Here is a 17,432-nt window from a genome sequence, read left to right on the forward strand (position 1 = left end):
ATAATTCATAATTCATAATTCATAATTCATAATTCATAATTCATAATTCATAATTTTCCCTCCTAAGCGCGTGGATTGATGATAAATTTTGCGTAAAGTATTGAGATCACGGGGAGATATAGTAGGAATGTTCGCAGTATGGGCATAATACATTATATCATCAGGATTGGGGCTGTGACCCCAAATGCCCAGCGCGTGTCCCATTTCATGACTAATATTACTCACTAAATAATCATCGGCTTGATGAGGGCTAACATGAATAATCATCCGATGATGTAGATGATTGTCGCGCAGATAAAATTTAATGGTAGTGGTAGCGGCGGCGATGCGCGGTAAATTTAATAAACCTGTTTCGGGGTTGCGGGTGATTTTGCCTTGGGGGAGGGGCGCTTGACGATAAATGATTATATCTGCTTCCTCAGCATTATTAATTTCTTGTAATGGTACATATTTATTCCATAAATCCAGCGCCCTCCGCCCCGCTTTTTGCCACCGTTGGAAAGCCTGAAGACTAGATACTGGTAAATCGGGCGCTGGTGATTCTAAATAAACTTTCACGGGAAAATCTCGCCAAATCAAATAACCCACCTGATGGGGGGTGATTTCCTCAAAATAATTATCTTCTGTTGCCAAGGGCAGATTTACTAAAAATGATGGCAGAGAATAATTGATTAATGGTGGTAATTTATCTTCAAGGTTATTTTGATGACGGGGAAGGGCGCTGGATTTGTTACCAGTTATTACCACCATTAACACCATAAAAAAAATAATCGCTATTAACTTGATGGGAGAAGATTTTTTAGGTAAAAATTTCATGAACTATTAAGTTTTACACACCCACATAAAAATTAAATTAATTTATTCCTATGGCTTAAAGAGATCAAAATTGCTTTAATTAGAATATATCAGCAAAATTTTAGGAAAATTATCAATGGCATTCATTTTAACTTTTTTGGGCAAAGGTGGAGTAGGTTGCACCACCATGGCAATTACCAGCGCCCATCACCACGCCAGTCAAGGGAAAAAAGTCTTACTAGCAGTGCAAGATTCAACCCCATCATTTCCCCTCATATTAGGCAGTGAATTACCCGACACCGTCACCGAAATTAAACCGAATCTTCATGTTATCCAACTACAGAGTAGTAAATTATTAGAAAATAGCTGGGAACAAGTTAAGGAGTTAGAACAAAAATACCTAAAATCTCCCATTCTTAATAGTATCTATGGTTCAGAATTGGGCATATTGCCCGGTATGGACGATGCTTTAACTTTAAACTATTTACGAGAACAGGATCAAAATTATGATGTCATCATTTATGATAGCCCCAGCGCCCTCCAGTGTCTGCGAATGTTTGGTATTCCCGATATATTAAGCTGGTATATTCGGCGCGTGCGCAATATTTTAGAAAATTCCGACATCGTGAAAACCATTTCTCCGTTTATTCAACCTGTCACCAGTGCCGTGTTAAATGTTAGTTGGAGTGCCGATAATATCGCCTCATCAGCGCCCGTCAACGAAGGTAATCAAATGTTAGACGAAGGCAAAAACGCCATCAATAACCCCCGTAGAGTAGCTGGTTTCCTCGTGACGAATGAGACGAAGGGCGCTATGGAAACCGCCCGTTATTATTGGGGAAGCGCCCAACAGGTGGGGTTAACCATCGGCGGAGTTTTAGCTAATGGCTGTGATAATGTCGAGGACATGAAAGAGTCATTTAAGCCCTTAAACGTTACTGCCATCCCCAAGGTGGCACACTGGGAAGAAATTGGCGACATTTTACCAAATTTTCTCTCCCTAGCTATCCTTGCCCCAGCGCCCCTCACCGTTGACAGTAGTAAAAGGGAAGTCAAATTATTTTTACCCGGCTTTGATAAAAAACAAGTCAAATTGAGCCAATCAGGTCCAGAAATTACCATTGAAGCAGGAAATCAACGCCGTAATATTTTGTTACCACCACCGCTGAAAGGGCAAACGGTGAAGGGCGCTAGATTTCAAGAACAATATTTAATTATTTCCCTCTAGCAGGGAGAAGGGGAGAAAGGGAGATTATGAATTATGAATTATGAATTATGAATTAATAATTTCCTTTGCCCTTTGCCCTTTTAACTTTGCCCTTTTGAGCAATTATCAATTGTCAATTGTTTTGCCTGTTTAATCATTTCCACCAAAGTATGATGAGCGTCTTTAGCATCGGATAAAGTATGATCAAAGTTGATCCTAATGGGTTGATCCACTTGATCATTAACCGCAATATTCATCCCCTCATGATCGATGGATAACATTCTAGCGCCCGTCACCCCGTCAACCTTACCAAACGCTTGAGCATAAAGCATTATGGCATCCTGATGATCGTCATTCATGTGCTTACAAATGCGCTCACTAACCCCTTGATTAATTACTTCAATCATACTTGATTAACCTGATCTATTAAAAAATATTCTCAAGTATATTATATCAAATCATCAACGAATAACCGAATTTTCGTTCAAGTTTTAAAAATTGTTGTTTAGAAGTAATCAAGATAGAATGAGGTCACAACAACTTTGATGAAACTATATAATTGGATATTCGTCAAAAATCGTAATCAAAATACTATTGAAAAAATTATGTCACAATCATTATTAAAAACCATCAGAAATGCTAGTTTGGTGGGCGCTACAGTTTTAGCCACTTGGTTTGCACCTATGGGCAAATTACTAGCTTTACCCCAAGAAGCCATTATCCAAAAATTGCAATCCGTGCCAGTATTTACCGTTGCCGATGAAGCTGGTGCGCCCCTCGTCGCCACCGGAAATGATACTAAAAACCGCAAAATTGCTGGAGTATTCATGAGTAGAAATGATGCCAATAACTTCATCGCACAACTGAAAAAAAATAACCCCGAATTGGGCAGTAAAGTGCAAGTTGTGCCAGTATCATTAGGGGAAGTCTATGAAATGGCAGAAGCCAACGCCAAAGAAACTGACGGCATCAATTTTGCCTATGTGCCAAATCAAGTACAAGTAGAAGAAGCTAAAAAACTTAACTCCAAATATGAAGGCGGTGTACCTCTTTTTGTCGCCACTGCTGGAGAAAATCAGGGCTACCTTACCATGAAACAAGGAGAGGAGGAGTTTATTCCCTTCTTTTTCGAGAAGGCGCAAGTCAGAGATTTAGTCGATCAATTTACCAAAGCTCAACCTAACCTTGCTTCTTCCATTAAAATCGAAGTGGTAGTTTTAGAAGGTATGATTTCAGCGATGCAACGAGGAGATGATGAAGTTTTACAAAAAATCATTCTTTGGCCTTCTAACGACTCTCTCCAATTTATTCGGGAAAATACTCCTAGTAATTCACCAAGTAAAAAGTAAGAAGTAATAAATTTTGATTGTCTATTACCATAAATTGATTTAAAAAAATCATAGGCAAGGGGCGCACATCCCCTTGTTACAATTCAATGATGATATTTTAGATACTTGCAAAGGTGCTACAAATGATTTAAAACTGCTATTGTATTACTCAGAAATTAGATTTTAAAAAATAGTTCAATTTATTGAACGAAATACCATTAGCCGTGTAATGAATTACACGGTGAGGTAATGTTTTCAGCTTAAATTTGTTTTGGACTGGAATAATTTTTAATATTTAACTCTTTTCATTATCAATTATCCATTGTCCATTATCAATTATTAGGACTCAATTTGTTCAACTAAACGAATCACCCTAGGCTTACTCAAGTCTTTCATGACGGGCGCTAGAAGAGCAATTTCTTCTTTAATATTAATTAGAGTTTGTTCCATTTCCCCAGCGCCCTTCAAACTCACAATTAAACGGTCTAAACTATCCTGAAACTGTGATAATTGAGCAAATTTTTCTGCCGATTTTTCAAGGGAATTAAGCCTATTTTCTAACAAAATTGCCACTTGAGATAACTCATTTTTAACCCCTTCACTAGCAGTCAGAAAATTATCATTACTAACCTGTGATTGTTGATTTACCAAAGCCAAAATATCTCTCATGTCATTTACCAAAGAATTATAGAACTTTTGTTGTTCTACATAAGATTGAATAAACTTTTCTCGATCTGTCAAAATACCTTGATTTATTTCCCTAATACTCTCAATCAATACTGATTCTTGTTGCTGAATGGTGTTAAATTGTTCAAAATATCCCTTCAATAAATTTTGGGCTACTTCCTTGGCATAAATTTCTGCAGGTTTGATTAAATCTTCAGGGGAAGGCATAGCTTCTTCAATGGGTTTGATTAATTCATCTTTAGAAGGTAAAGAAGTTTTTATGGCTTCATCAATGGTACTTTTTAAACTTTCTGTATTAAGAAGATTATTAGTTTCTTTTTCACTAAATTTAGGTAATAATTGATCATTAATAAAAAGATCAACTCTCAGCAATAATTGAGACTCCCTACGCTCAATTAAGACTAAAGGAATCATTACTATGATACTTAATAAAAGAGCTAATAAAGTGGTATCAAAAGCCACAGCTAAACCACTGGTAACGGTACCAATTCCCTCTTTTATTTGCTCCACTTCTGAGCTACCTTCAAGAAAACCAGAAAAGCCATTAACGGCGCTACTAATACCTAATACTGTACCAACAAAACCAAGTAAAGGTATTGCCCACACTAGGATACGAGGAAAACTATAAGATGATTCCGAAGCAGTGAGATAAAAAGATGAATCATCCAACGCTAACTCACTAGATGCTTTGCGACTGCCTGAATTGATGTAAGCTAATAAAACTCTGCCTAAACGATTTTTAACTAGGGTGGGAGATTGGGTAAAATATTCGGAAAGATGCTTTAATTGAGCGGATTTATAATTATCAAAAGATATATTTTCGGGGATTTGTATTTGCTTTAAAGACTTAAATTCTGCTTCAATTTTACTATATTTATTTAAAGTAGTAGCGATAACAAAACACGCTAAAAAAACAACCACATATTGAGTTATACCTCTGTCGATAAATAATACCCCTAAATAGGAATTTCTTACTGGTAATAGTAGTAAATAAATTACTAAGGTAAATACAAGGGCAAGGGCGCTGACATAGGGTAAATTAATATCTAATTCTTGGCGGTTACTTTGATTATATAGAGGCATTTATCGATATTTTTTTATAAGTTAGACGATGGACAAATTTTTCTTAATATTAACAAATTGACACCATCTATAAGTTCTCTTGCAGAATCAATTACCAAAATAAAGGGTTTAAAACCCCGTTTTTTAAGAAGTGAGCAAATTTAATGGTATTCCACCTTATCCTTAAGTTTACCTTTCCCTTTTGACACTTCGCTAATATAACTCTAGAAATGAAAGTCGGTAGGTTTTGTGCGAAGTTTATTGTAAAATTATGAGTTTAAGGGAAACTGAGATTTAGCAATAGAAGGAATGGCACAGCAAATTCAAGCAATCCGTGGCACTAAGGATATTTTGCCTGATGAGGTGATTTATTGGCAATTTTTGGAAAAAACGGCACGGGAAATATTATCGCGCGCCTGTTATCAGGAAATGAGAACGCCGATTTTTGAGCAGACATCCTTGTTTGAAAGGGGCATAGGCGAAGCTACAGACGTGGTAGGCAAGGAGATGTATAGCTTTATGGACAGGGGTGAGCGCCCGTTGACCTTACGTCCAGAGGGTACTGCTGGGGCGGTGCGCGCTTTTATTCAAAATAAGTTGGGCGCTACGGGTATTCAAAGATTATGGTATTGTGGCGCGATGTTTCGTTATGAGCGCCCTCAAGCTGGGCGACAGCGTCAGTTTCATCAAATCGGTTTGGAATTATTGGGAGTGAGATCGGCGCGCGCCGATGTGGAAGCCATTGCCATCGCTACGGATATTCTCACCAGCATCGGTTTAACTAATCTCAGTTTACAAGTTAATTCCGTCGGTAGTGGAGAAGATCGGCAACGGTATCGAGGGGCGCTGGTGGATTATTTTACCCCCTACAAGGACGATTTAGACCCTGATTCTCAAGATCGTTTAACCCGTAATCCTCTGCGTATTTTAGACAGTAAAGACCCGAAAACTCAAGAAATTGGGCGGAGTGCGCCCTCCATCCTCGATTATTTGGGGGCAGATTCGCAACAACATTTCTCGGCAGTTTGTCAATTATTGACGGATTTAAACATTTCCTATGAGCTTAATCCCCGTTTAGTGCGAGGATTGGATTACTACACAGATACCGCTTTTGAGATTCAGTCAGCGGATTTAGGCGCTCAGGCTACCGTGTGCGGTGGTGGTAGATACGATGGTTTAGTAACTGAGTTGGGGGGCGCTGATACCCCTGCTATCGGTTGGGCCATGGGTATGGAGCGTTTAGTTTTATTATTACAACAGTTAAAACCTCTCACCGTTTCTTCTCCTGATGTTTATTTTGTGTCGAGGGGGGAAAAAGCAGAGGGGAGGGCGCTGGTTATTGCTCAACAGTTGAGACAACGGGGCATAACGGTGGAATTAGATTTAACGGGGAGTAATTTTGCTAAACAATTTAAACGGGCTGATCGCTCAAATGCTCTTCTGTGTTTAATTTTAGGTGATGGTGAGGTGGAAAGTAACACCATTCAAATTAAATACCTTGAAACTGGTCAACAAGAAACGGTTAATCTTGATGATATTACTCATCTTATTGAGAAAATAAATTGACTTTTAACTATTATTCAATAAAGTTTTGAGATATGGTGGGTTGAACATTGTTCAACCCCTACAATGGTTACATTGATTCACACAAATAATCAATTCATAGTTCAATTTATTGAACGAAATCACCGTTGGTTCCGTGTAATTCATTACACGGTGGGAAAGTATCGAAAGCACGTGGTGTGGCGCATATCCCCTTGTTTCCCAATTATAAGCATTATTAAAATGACAAAAACTCCTTAACTCATGCTAAATACGAACCATTCCCCAGCTAAAACATTACAAGATTGTACGGTGGGCGCTATTGATATTGGCACTAATTCCATTCACATGGTAGTAGTGAAAATTAACGCACAACTACCCACATTTACCATTATCGCCAGAGAAAAAGATACTGTCAGATTGGGCGATCGAGACTCGGAAACGGGAAATTTAACCCCCGAAGCCATGAAAAGGGCAATTTCTGCCCTCAAACGTTGTCAGGATTTAGCCCATAGTTTGAAAGTTGATCAAATTATTGCCGTAGCTACTAGCGCCACGAGGGAAGCACCCAACGGACAAGATTTTATTAACCGTGTGGAATCTGAATTGGGTATCATCATTAATTTAATTTCTGGGCAGGAAGAAGCGAGAAGAATTTATTTAGGGGTATTGTCGAGTATGGATTTTGCTGGGCAAACCCATGCCCTCATTGATATTGGGGGCGGTTCAACGGAATTAGTTCTGGCGGATAGTACAGATATTCGTCATCTCAGTAGTACGAAGGTGGGCGCTGTGCGTCTTACTCAAGATTTTATCACCACTGATCCCATTGACCAAAAAGAGTTTATTCGCCTTAGAGCCTATGTGAGAGGGATGTTAGAGCGCCCGTCAGAGGAATGGCGAGGGGCGCTGAAAGAAGGGGAAAAACCAGTTTTAATAGGCACATCTGGCACTATTGAAACTCTCGCTTTAATCTGTGCCATGGAAGATAATGGAGTTGAGCCAAATCCCCTTAATGGTTATACTTTTTCGAGGGAAAAAATTGCTCAAACTCTGGATAAATTAATCAAACTAGACTATGACGGGCGCTCATCTTTAGCTGGAATGTCCGATCACCGCGCTGAAATTATCATTTCAGGGGCAACTATTCTTCTTGAAGCCATGACTCTGTTAGAAATTGACTCGTTAACGGTTTGTGAGAGGGCGCTAAGGGAAGGCATGATTGTTGATTGGATGTTACAAAACGATTACATCGAAAATCGTCTCGCTTATCAAAGTAATATCCGTTATCGCAGTGTTATGAAAATTGCCCACAAGTATCAAGTGGATTTGCCCCACGCTGAAAAAACCACTGATTTTGCCCTAACTATTTTTGATCAAACGAAGGGAGAATTACATAATTGGAGTGATAAAGAAAGGGAATATCTTTGGGCGGCAGGAATTTTACATAATTGTGGTTTATACATTTCCCATAGTTCTCATCATAAACATTCCTATTATTTAATTCGTCATGCTGAATTATTAGGTTTTACAGAAATTGAGATCGAATTAATTGCCCAAATCGCTCGTTATCACCGTAAAAGTAAACCAAAGCGCAAACATGAGTCTTACTATTCTTTAGTTCCTAATTATCGTAAAATTATTAAAGAAATGAGTGCTATTTTAAGGTTGGGAATTGCGTTAGATCGCCGTCAAATAGGTGCGATTGAATCCATAGAATGTAAGTATGATGCTGAATACAAAAAATTACATCTACATTTAAACCCTCTTGATAAAAGGGATGAGTGCGCTCTTGAGTTGTGGAATTTGGACTATAAAAAACCAATTTTTGAGCAAGAATTTGATGTAAAAGTTTTGGCTACTCTTAATGTTTAGAGGTTGCTGAAAAAATATTTTGGTGAGGGGAGGTGTCAGGTTTCGGGTGTCGGGTTTCAGGTGAAATGTTTATAAATTATCCATTATCCATTGTCCATTATTTCCACGCTTTCATTTTACCCGGATTCATTAAGCCATAAGGATCAACCATACGCTTAAACTCTAATTGTTCGGGCTCGATTTGTTTTCTACCGCCATCTTCAAGTATATAAGTATGAGGATTAGCAATAAAAGCGCCCGACCCCTCGTGGTAATCAATAATGGCTTGTAATCTCTCCTCAGTGGTATATTTTACCAACTGTAAACCGGCAGGGATAGCTTTGCCGTTTACGCGCATAAATTCTAAATGTATCATCACTTCATCGCCAAAATATTTGTACATTTCTTCTACTTTTTCGATGGTAAAATAAAATGTTTGTAAATAGGTTAAATTGGGGTCAATATTTCGGGCGTGAAATGTCGTATGATTCCATGTAAATTCAATTAAACTGATATTATTTTCTGGAGTTAAATCTTGTCGATAGGTAATTTTTCCGCCGTACTCTTTAACTAATTCTTCTAAGGGAATAACGGAGTTTTTAGCAATTATTAATAAAGCACAATTATCATCTTTTTGAAAATAATTACTTAAAGCTGTAAAATAATTAGGAATAGGACTAGCATGAATACTAACTAATTTTTTCACAATTCCATCGTTATCAGATAATGCCTGACCAAATTTTATAGCAGAAATAAAGTTTTCAAAAGTAACAATTATATCAAGCCAATCATAGGCAGGAGCAAGAGGAATTTCTAACTCAGTAATAATTCCATTAGTACCATAGGCATGATTAATTTGTTGAGTTTCATCTCCTCTTAATTCTATAATTCTCGGTTGATCTTCTAAGGTAACAACACGGGCGCCCACCACATTACCCCGATCTCTTAATTGTCCATAATTAATTGAACCAATACCGCCACTTCCACCACCAATAAAACCGCCCATAGTAGCAATTTTATAAGTAGAAGGAATCATGCGCAATTCCCAACCTTGTTTTTTTGTTTCCCTCTCCAAACTTGCCATTTTTATGCCTGATTCTATTCGGGCAATACCATTTTTAATCCATTTAATTTGCTTCATTTCTGTCATGTCTAAAACTATGCCACCATGAAGGGGAATACATTGCCCATAATTACCAGTCCCAGCGCCCCTCACCGTAAGCGGAATTTTATATTTGACGCAAATTTCAGCAATTTTTAATATTTCTGCTTCGTTGATAGGTTGCACTACTAAATCGGCTCGTTTATGAGCTAATTTTGCCTGTAAAATTGCACTAAAATAATAATAATCCAGAGATAATTTTTTAATTTGTTCTGCTTCTGTGATAACGGTGACGGGCGCTAATTCTTTAATTATTTCTTGATAGTTAATATTCATAGATTGCCTTTGCTGAAAATATTTTATGAACAACTAATTATACCTAGAATTTTCCACTTAATATCAAAGTAATGACATTAAAATTGTGTTTATTGTCGTTTCTTGAATAGTGCATAAATACTAAGCAAATTATGAGAGTGACCTTATGCGTAAAAGGCAAAAGGAATGTTATCTTGGATGTTTTTTTTCTAAAAATTGATTTTTCACGAATGATTTAGGACTGCTATAGCTATAATCTTTGGTAAATAAGCATTATAGAGTTTTTAGTTTGTGACATTTTAGTTATTATCTAAAAATTCTCAGAATTGAGATCAATTTTGATAAGATTAATTTTATTCTAATTGTCTATAGCGCTGTGAAAATTTTTGTTTATCATACCCCCGAAGCAACTCCCGATGGAAAAATTCCCGACTGTGCCGTGGTGATTGATGTCTTGAGGGCAACTACTACCATAACCAGCGCCCTCCACCATGGTGCATTATCCGTTCATGCTTTTAGTGATCTTGATTTACTCTTACAAACCAGTGCATTAATTCCCCCCCAAGAAAGGTTAAGGTTAGGAGAAAGAGGGGGCAAAAAAGTCGAATCCTGTGATTTAGGTAACTCTCCCCTCGACTGCACCGCCGAAGTAGTCAAAGATAAACAATTATTTATTAGTACCACCAATGGCACAAGGGCGCTAAAAAGAGTAACCATGGCGGAAACGGTGGTGACAGGGGCGCTGATTAATTATGGCGCAGTGGTAGAATATTTAAAAATCAATCAACCCGAAGAACTTTGGTTAGTTGGCTCAGGTTGGGAAGGCGGTTATTCCTTAGAGGATACGGTGTGCGCTGGGGCTATTGCCCGTGATTTGGTAAATTTAGAAGATATAACAACCATTGGTAATGATGAAGTCATTAGCGCCCTCAGCCTTTATACTCAATGGGAAAATCAACTAGAAAAACTCCTTGCCCTTGCCAGTCATGGGCAAAGATTATTGAGATTAAACTTAGAAGATGATTTGCACTACTGCGCCCAAAAAAATATTATCTCCACTCTACCGAAGCAAAAAGAAAAAGGCAGTTTAGTATTTACTAATTGATTGACAGAGAAAAAAAGGCGTAGGGGAAATTATGAATTATGAATTATGAATTATGAAATAATAATTTCCTTTACCCTTTGCCCCTTGCCCTTTTGATCAATTATCCATTGTTCATGATGTTAGAATGTGTAACGAATGTCTTATCATAAGCGCAGTTAAAAAAATCTATCTCAATCTCGCAATTAATAATTAATCAATACTAAAAAATATCAGCCATGACGAGTCAAACCAAAAATAATAACAGTTTTATATCTTGGCAGATAATTTGTCTTGCCCTAGCTTTATTTTGCGGAGGTGTGGGTTTTGCCGCTACTTCAGTATTATTAAAAGTACCCAGCCAAGCCAACTGCTCAAAATTATCACTATTATTTGGTTCGGCAACCAACCGTTTTGCCTGTGCAGAATTAGAAGCAGAAAAAAATACCGTTGACGGCTTACTAAAAGCTATTTCTCTACTGTCAGAATTGCCTGAAGATCACCCCCTCAAAGAACAAATAAATGGCTATATTAGTCAATGGTTAGAACAAATCTTAGTTTTGGCAGAAAATCAGATTAATCAAGGTAACTTAGCCGAAGCCATCGCCATTACTAAACGTATTCCCGCTTCTCTTGCTAATAAAGAGTTAATCGCTGAAAAAGTTAGTCAGTGGGAAAACACATGGGCAACGGGAGAAGAAGTCACGGCTTTAATCGAATCACAACTACGGGAAGCACAATGGAATACTGCTTTTTTAACCGCCGTCAGATTTTTAGACCTTGATAGTACCTATTGGCAACAAACTAAATATGATGAAATTGTCGCCACTATTACGGGCGCCCGTGAGGAAAGCAAACAACTGGACGAAGCCTACAGCGCCCTCCAACAAGGCGGAATCAGTAATTTGGTGAAAACCGTCGAAATTGCCTTAAAAATGCCTAATTCTAGTTATTCCTATGAACAAGCACAGGAATTGATTACCGAAGCAGAAGGACAAATTAATGACCTCGTGACGCAATTTGTGGATAATCGCAACTGGTCAGATTTAGAAACTCTAGCTAGACAAATCCCCGATAAAAGTGGTCTCAAATTAAAAGCTAGAGAGTGGCAAACCTTAGCCAGTGCTGGGCGAAATGCTGATTTAGGGACGTTTTCATCCCTTGATTTAGCAGTAGCTCAAGTAGACAAAATCAGTTCTGATAGTGAGCTTTTCGACCTTAGCCGGGAGTTACAACAAACATGGCAACAGGAAAAAGAAAATTTAATCTATCTCACCCAAGCTAGAGATTTAGCGAAGGCTGGAGATGTGGGTGATTTACGCCGAGCAATTACCCGGGCAGAGTTTATCACCACCGAAAATCCTCTCTATGGTGAAGCACAGAAAGAAATCAGAAAATGGAATCAAGAAATAGAAGTAATTGAAGATCAACCTACTCTCAATCGAGCCAAAGAAATTGCTCAACAAAATACTGTTTCAGCATGGGCAAAAGCTATTGAAGTTGCCAGTGCTATTCCTCAAAATCGGGCTCTTCACTCGGAATCTCGCAGTTTAATTAATCAGTGGCGTGGTAATATTCAACGGGTAGAGGATCAACCCATTTTAAATCAAGCTATTGCTCTGGGTAATAATAATAATTATAATCAAGCCATCGAAGTTGCCAATCGTATTGGGCGGGGAAGGGCGCTACACTCCGAAGCCCAAAGCCGGATTCGTACTTGGCGCCGAGAAATTAGTGCAGAAGAAAATTTACAACAAGCCTATGAGGTAGCTCAAAATCGAGACCCTCAATCTCTCGCTAGAGCGATTAATATTGCTCGTGGCATCCCTTCTTCTACCAGAGTTGGCAGTCAAAGTCGTACTGCCGTAAATCTTTGGTCTGAGCAATTACTATCCCTCGCTCGTCGTAGTGCGTCTCGTTATACTCGTGAAGCTATTAGTAATGCCATTGAAATTGCTGATTTAATCCCTTCTGGTTCATCAGCATACAACCAAGCAAGGCAAGATATGGAGAGTTGGCGCCGCGCCATGACTCCTTCTAGTCCTTCGGTTAATCCCTATAATAATACTCCTCCAGAGTTTCCAGCTGAACCAACCCTCGAAGATGCTAATTTTTATTAACGAAAGTCTTTTTTTTCCCGCCAGGTATAGTTTTGAGGGAAAATTTAATTTATTGAATAATCAAGGATTCAAAGTCTTTTAAGACGTGAGCAAATTTAATGGTAGTTTACAGTGTATTTCAGAGCAATAAATCACGTTTTTTGTTTCTCGCAAAGGCGCAAAGACGCAAAGAGAATCTTTGTGATAATCCAACCTGTAGTTTAAGGAAATAAAAACTGCTGTAACCTATTTTAAAATTGCCCTTTTCCTTTTGCCCTTTTACTTTACGGAGCTTTAAAACCATGAATATATCCATCAAAAAACCCATTCTTGTGGCTGGGGTAAGTCTTTCTTTTTTATTGTGGTTTTGGCAAAGTTTAACTACCCAGTTGGGGAATTTTGGCGATGTAAGTTTTATTTGTTTAATGTTGTCTGCCAGTGTTTTTTATTTTATTCGCTCTCCCCAGCGCCCTTCCCCTCTGATTACTCCCCTTGATGAATCTACGTTTAATCAGAATCTTGTTACTATCAAAAAATTAATTAATCTTTTTGCTCAAGAATCTGCGGTGGAGGGCGCTGGATTCTCTTTTACTGAACAACTAAACTATATTACTAATCAATATGAAAATAAGATTAATCAAAAACAGTTATTAAGTATTAATATTCTTAGTAATCATCACTTTAATAGTTTAAAAATAAACGAAAAACTTAGTCAAATAACTGAATTTAAACTTTTCAAGTTTGATACTTATGCTCTGTCTTCTCTAACCCCAGAAAAATTAATTGAAATTAACTTAAAATCTGATTTAGTTTTATTAGTTATTCAAGGGGATATAACTCAATCGGAAAAAATAATCATCGAAAAATTAGCTAATAATTATCAGAAAATTTTACTGATTTTTAATCAAATTGACTATCAGCGAGAGTTTGAGAGAGAAATAATTTTAAAACAACTAGATAATAATTTAAGTCGTATTATCACGAAAGAAGAAATAATCAATATTTGCAGTAAAGATCAAGTAATAAAAGTCAAAAAATATTTCGATGAAAATAACTATCAAGAATCAGAAGAAAATCATCAAGCAAATTATATAAATCTCATCGCAAAATTACAAAATATAAAAGAAAAAGAAGTTAATAGCTTAGCACTAAACAGCGCCCACCGCCAAAGTATTAAACTAAAAAAAGAAATCTATCAAGCCTTAAATAAACTAAGAAAAAAAAGAGCTTTACCCATCATCGAAAAATATCAATGGATTGCAGGTTCAGCAACTTTTGCTAACCCTGTTTCTAGCTTAGACTTATTAGCGGTAGGTGCAGTAAATGCTCAAATGATTATAGACTTAGGCACCATTTATCAACAAAAAATAACCCTTAATCAAGCTCGACAAATAGCCACAGAATTAGGTAAATTAATGTTGAAATTAGGTATCGTGGAAATGTCCACTCAAGCTATTGCAACAATTTTGAAAACTAACACCATTACCTATGTTGCTGGAGGAATATTACAAGGAATTAGTGCAGCTTATCTCACTAGAATTTGTAGTTTAAGTTTAATTGAATATTTAGAAAAACAGGAGATTGATTTTGATAATCAAATACCATTTAAGTTAAATATAGAAGTAATTAAAAATAACTTAAAATGGATTTTTGAGCAAAATAAAAACCCTATTTTCTTAACTAATTTTATCAAAAAAAATACTTTCAATAATGAACAATTGATAAATGATAATTGAGAATTATGAAATTTGCTCATTGTAGTATTTATCATTTTTAGATATTTTTGGAACTTATATCAAGTCCGTCTGATCACTTATAAATCAACTAAAAACAATCTTAGTTCAATTTATTGAACGGGAAACCATTGATTCCGTGTAATTCATTACACGGTGGGTAAAGTGCGAAGACATAATCTTTTATAACAGATTACCTAAACATAATATTAAAACCTTATAATTGTCAATTTGCCCTCAACCCCTACTTATTGATATTTTTATCTAAAAATTCTTGATAAACCTGTCTAATTTCGGGAATAGATTTTTCAGTAACTAAATAGGTTTTAAACTCTTGACCTTCACTTAAATATTGTGCATATTCTGGCTGTAAATAGACTTGGAAATCTGAGTTATTTCTTAAATGGGTTTCAAAAAAAGCCAAAGTCATAGAATTCGTATAATCATCCAATAAAGTGGGGGAAGGCAAAGTTAAATTAGTTACGGTAGTAATCAAATCAGTAATTCCCGCATCTAATTGACTAAAATCTACATGGGCTTGTCCTTCTTGTAGTTGTAAATAACTATTTTTCAAAGTCAAGAAAGGATAAGTTTGCGCCACCTCGAACACAAAAGGGGTAGCCGGATCATAACTTCCTGCCGACATAAATAAAGGCACTTCCATTTGGTTCAAGCCATCTGGTCCTAAAATAGCCTCATTAACGGCATTCATCACAAATACCGCACCGATGCGAGGATCACGAAAATTATAATTTTCTTTAGGTAATTTCAGCGCCCGACACTGTAGCAATAACGCTGTATTGAGATTACCTACATCTGAACTACAGCGCCCTTCTAACCGTTCCCAATCAATGGTAGCGCCCCCCACCGCCAAAGCAGTATAGCCCCCGAAAGAATGCCCCCAGACCCCGACATTTTGCAAATTTAGTTTATTTTGCCATCGAGTCCGATTAAGCCTTTCTAATTCATCGATAGAGCTTTTAATGGTTGAAGGACGATTAATAAATTCCTCCACGAAAAAAAGCTCTCGACTTAAACCATCAAGAAAACGTTTTGTTTGCCCAAAATCACTGCCATAATGTTGCGGAATCATCACCACATAACCATGGGAGGCGAGATACTTTGCCCGTTTAGCGAAATCTTCAGGTTTAGACCCCAAACCATGAGATATGACAATAACAGGATTATTAGCCTGAATTTGTTTCGGATAGTACAACTCAGCACTAAATCTTTGAGAGCGAATAAAATTTAAAACATCAATGGTTTCATGGTTAACCTCGAAACTTCCCATTTGACGCAAGTCTTTTAACTGCGCATAATTAGGATTATTGCCTTGACTGGCTTCATGATTCGCAATTTCAATTACTTTGCTTTGGAGGAGGGCGCTAGTTTCCAATATCCTATTAATTTGACGACTATAATCAAGAATTTTCGGTACATCCACCTGCACATCCAACGCCAAATTTTGCAACACATTTAATAAACTTAACCCTTCCGGTTCAAGAGCTGATTTGATAATAGCGCCCCTCAACAAAGACTTACCATTTCCCCCTCTTTGCACATTAATTACACTACCGAAATAACTTAAAAGTCTTTCCCCCTCATCAGTATTAAGAATGCGTGAAATCAAAGCACCATCAACATTAACAGGAGTAGTTAAAGCCAGACGAAAACTTTGCTTCTGTTGTTCATTAACTTTAGCTAGATTAAAATAAGTTTGTAAATTACGATTTATTTCCCCTGTGTCTGCAAAAAGTTCCAAAGAATCTACTTGTAAATTTAAAACCACAGGAGTATAGGTAAAAGAGATATTTTCAGCGCCCTCCACCGCCGAAGGAATAACCAAGCCTTTCACCCCCAAAGTGATCAACATTGTTAATATAGTCAAACTAAAGCTAGAAAATTGACGAAACAATAAATTCTTTGACATTATTATTATTATTAATTAAATTACTGGTAAACTATATTTTAAGATAAAAAATTTTTAATTTCTTTCCCAAACAAAAAAGTAAAGTGTAAAATAGAGCGAAGTCAAAAAATAAACTGATCTCTCATCAAAACAAAATTGATGTTTAAATTACCAGAAACATTGACCAAATATCCTACAAATACCTATTACCCCTTGAGCAAAAAACATCGGCGTACATCATTATGGCAAAGATATTTTCAATATTACCTTTTGCGTCTCAAACGTTTACGAGAAAAACCAGAAGCCATCGCCAGAGGCTTTGCCGTAGGAGTATTTTCAGGCAGTTTTCCCTTTTTTGGCTTACAAATGATAATTGCAATATTATTAGCAATTTTATTCAAAGGTAATAAAATTACCGCTGTAATGGCTACTTGGATAAGTAATCCTTTTACTTATGTACCAATTTTTTTCTTAAACTTTCAACTGGGAAAAGTTATTTTAAATCTATTTTTCTCCTTTAATTCTCTTGATGGTTTTAGTGTAGAATCTTGGCAAAATTTAGCAGATGCAGGAGTAGAAGTTACTATGACTCTACTTTTTGGCTGTACCATTAGCGGTTTGATTTTATCATTTTTAACTTACTATTTCAGTCTAATTTTTCTTAAAAAATATCTTCATTAAACCTCAAAAGAGTAATGAATAATTGATAATTGACAAT

The 17,432-nt window shown here is 36.8% G+C and carries 13 protein-coding genes; 8 read left to right on the forward strand and 5 right to left on the reverse strand.

Annotated features, from left to right (window positions below):
- Nucleotides 1-33: 33 nt before the first annotated feature.
- A complete protein-coding gene (locus IGQ45_06105; GenBank protein ID MBF2056789.1) occupies nt 34-759 on the reverse strand; it encodes a matrixin family metalloprotease in 726 nt (241 codons plus the stop codon).
- Between the two features lie 172 nt (nt 760-931).
- Between IGQ45_06105 and IGQ45_06110 the strand changes: the two genes are divergently transcribed.
- Nucleotides 932-2,023 (forward strand): ArsA family ATPase, encoded by a 1,092-nt coding sequence (locus tag IGQ45_06110; protein MBF2056790.1) that lies wholly within the window; start codon nt 932-934, stop codon nt 2,021-2,023.
- An 80-nt stretch (nt 2,024-2,103) separates the two neighbouring features.
- Here the strand turns inward: IGQ45_06110 and IGQ45_06115 are convergent, their stop codons facing one another.
- On the reverse strand, nt 2,104-2,409 hold the full coding sequence (locus IGQ45_06115; GenBank protein MBF2056791.1) for a DUF2470 domain-containing protein: 306 nt from the start codon (nt 2,407-2,409) through the stop codon (nt 2,104-2,106).
- A 198-nt stretch (nt 2,410-2,607) separates the two neighbouring features.
- On the opposite strand from IGQ45_06115, the gene IGQ45_06120 reads away from it, so the two are divergent.
- Entirely contained in the window at nt 2,608-3,351 is a 744-nt protein-coding gene (locus tag IGQ45_06120) for a hypothetical protein (GenBank protein MBF2056792.1), read from the forward strand.
- 318 nt (nt 3,352-3,669) lie between these two features.
- Here IGQ45_06120 and IGQ45_06125 read toward each other — a convergent pair whose 3' ends face one another.
- Nucleotides 3,670-5,100, reverse strand: a complete 1,431-nt coding sequence (locus IGQ45_06125) for a MotA/TolQ/ExbB proton channel family protein (protein MBF2056793.1) — start codon at nt 5,098-5,100, stop codon at nt 3,670-3,672.
- A gap of 288 nt (nt 5,101-5,388) precedes the next feature.
- On the opposite strand from IGQ45_06125, the gene IGQ45_06130 reads away from it, so the two are divergent.
- Complete coding sequence (locus IGQ45_06130; protein ID MBF2056794.1) at nt 5,389-6,645, forward strand: histidine--tRNA ligase; 1,257 nt, start codon at nt 5,389-5,391, stop codon at nt 6,643-6,645.
- 240 nt (nt 6,646-6,885) lie between these two features.
- Nucleotides 6,886-8,496, forward strand: a complete 1,611-nt coding sequence (locus IGQ45_06135; GenBank protein MBF2056795.1) for a Ppx/GppA family phosphatase — start codon at nt 6,886-6,888, stop codon at nt 8,494-8,496.
- A gap of 97 nt (nt 8,497-8,593) precedes the next feature.
- Here IGQ45_06135 and IGQ45_06140 read toward each other — a convergent pair whose 3' ends face one another.
- Nucleotides 8,594-9,913 (reverse strand): FAD-binding oxidoreductase, encoded by a 1,320-nt coding sequence (locus IGQ45_06140; protein ID MBF2056796.1) that lies wholly within the window; start codon nt 9,911-9,913, stop codon nt 8,594-8,596.
- A 355-nt stretch (nt 9,914-10,268) separates the two neighbouring features.
- Here IGQ45_06140 and IGQ45_06145 point away from each other — a divergent pair, with 355 nt between their 5' ends.
- The 3 genes from IGQ45_06145 to IGQ45_06155 all read left to right on the forward strand — a co-directional run bounded on the left by IGQ45_06145 (nt 10,269) and on the right by IGQ45_06155 (nt 14,808).
- Nucleotides 10,269-10,997 (forward strand): 2-phosphosulfolactate phosphatase family protein, encoded by a 729-nt coding sequence (locus IGQ45_06145; protein MBF2056797.1) that lies wholly within the window; start codon nt 10,269-10,271, stop codon nt 10,995-10,997.
- A 215-nt stretch (nt 10,998-11,212) separates the two neighbouring features.
- Nucleotides 11,213-13,093 (forward strand): hypothetical protein, encoded by a 1,881-nt coding sequence (locus IGQ45_06150; GenBank protein ID MBF2056798.1) that lies wholly within the window; start codon nt 11,213-11,215, stop codon nt 13,091-13,093.
- Nucleotides 13,094-13,374: 281 nt separating this feature from the next.
- Nucleotides 13,375-14,808 carry a DUF697 domain-containing protein gene (locus IGQ45_06155; GenBank protein MBF2056799.1) on the forward strand — a complete coding sequence of 478 codons (1,434 nt, stop codon included), beginning with the start codon at nt 13,375-13,377 and terminating at the stop codon, nt 14,806-14,808.
- A gap of 241 nt (nt 14,809-15,049) precedes the next feature.
- On the opposite strand, the gene IGQ45_06160 is transcribed toward IGQ45_06155, so the two are convergent.
- Nucleotides 15,050-16,678, reverse strand: a complete 1,629-nt coding sequence (locus tag IGQ45_06160) for an alpha/beta hydrolase (GenBank protein ID MBF2056800.1) — start codon at nt 16,676-16,678, stop codon at nt 15,050-15,052.
- Nucleotides 16,679-16,873: 195 nt separating this feature from the next.
- Here IGQ45_06160 and IGQ45_06165 point away from each other — a divergent pair, with 195 nt between their 5' ends.
- Nucleotides 16,874-17,395, forward strand: coding sequence for a DUF2062 domain-containing protein (locus tag IGQ45_06165; protein ID MBF2056801.1), 522 nt, complete (start codon nt 16,874-16,876; stop codon nt 17,393-17,395).
- Nucleotides 17,396-17,432 lie beyond the last annotated feature (37 nt).

Source organism: Cyanobacterium sp. T60_A2020_053, from assembly GCA_015272165.1.
Classification (GTDB): Bacteria; Cyanobacteriota; Cyanobacteriia; order Cyanobacteriales; family Cyanobacteriaceae; genus Cyanobacterium.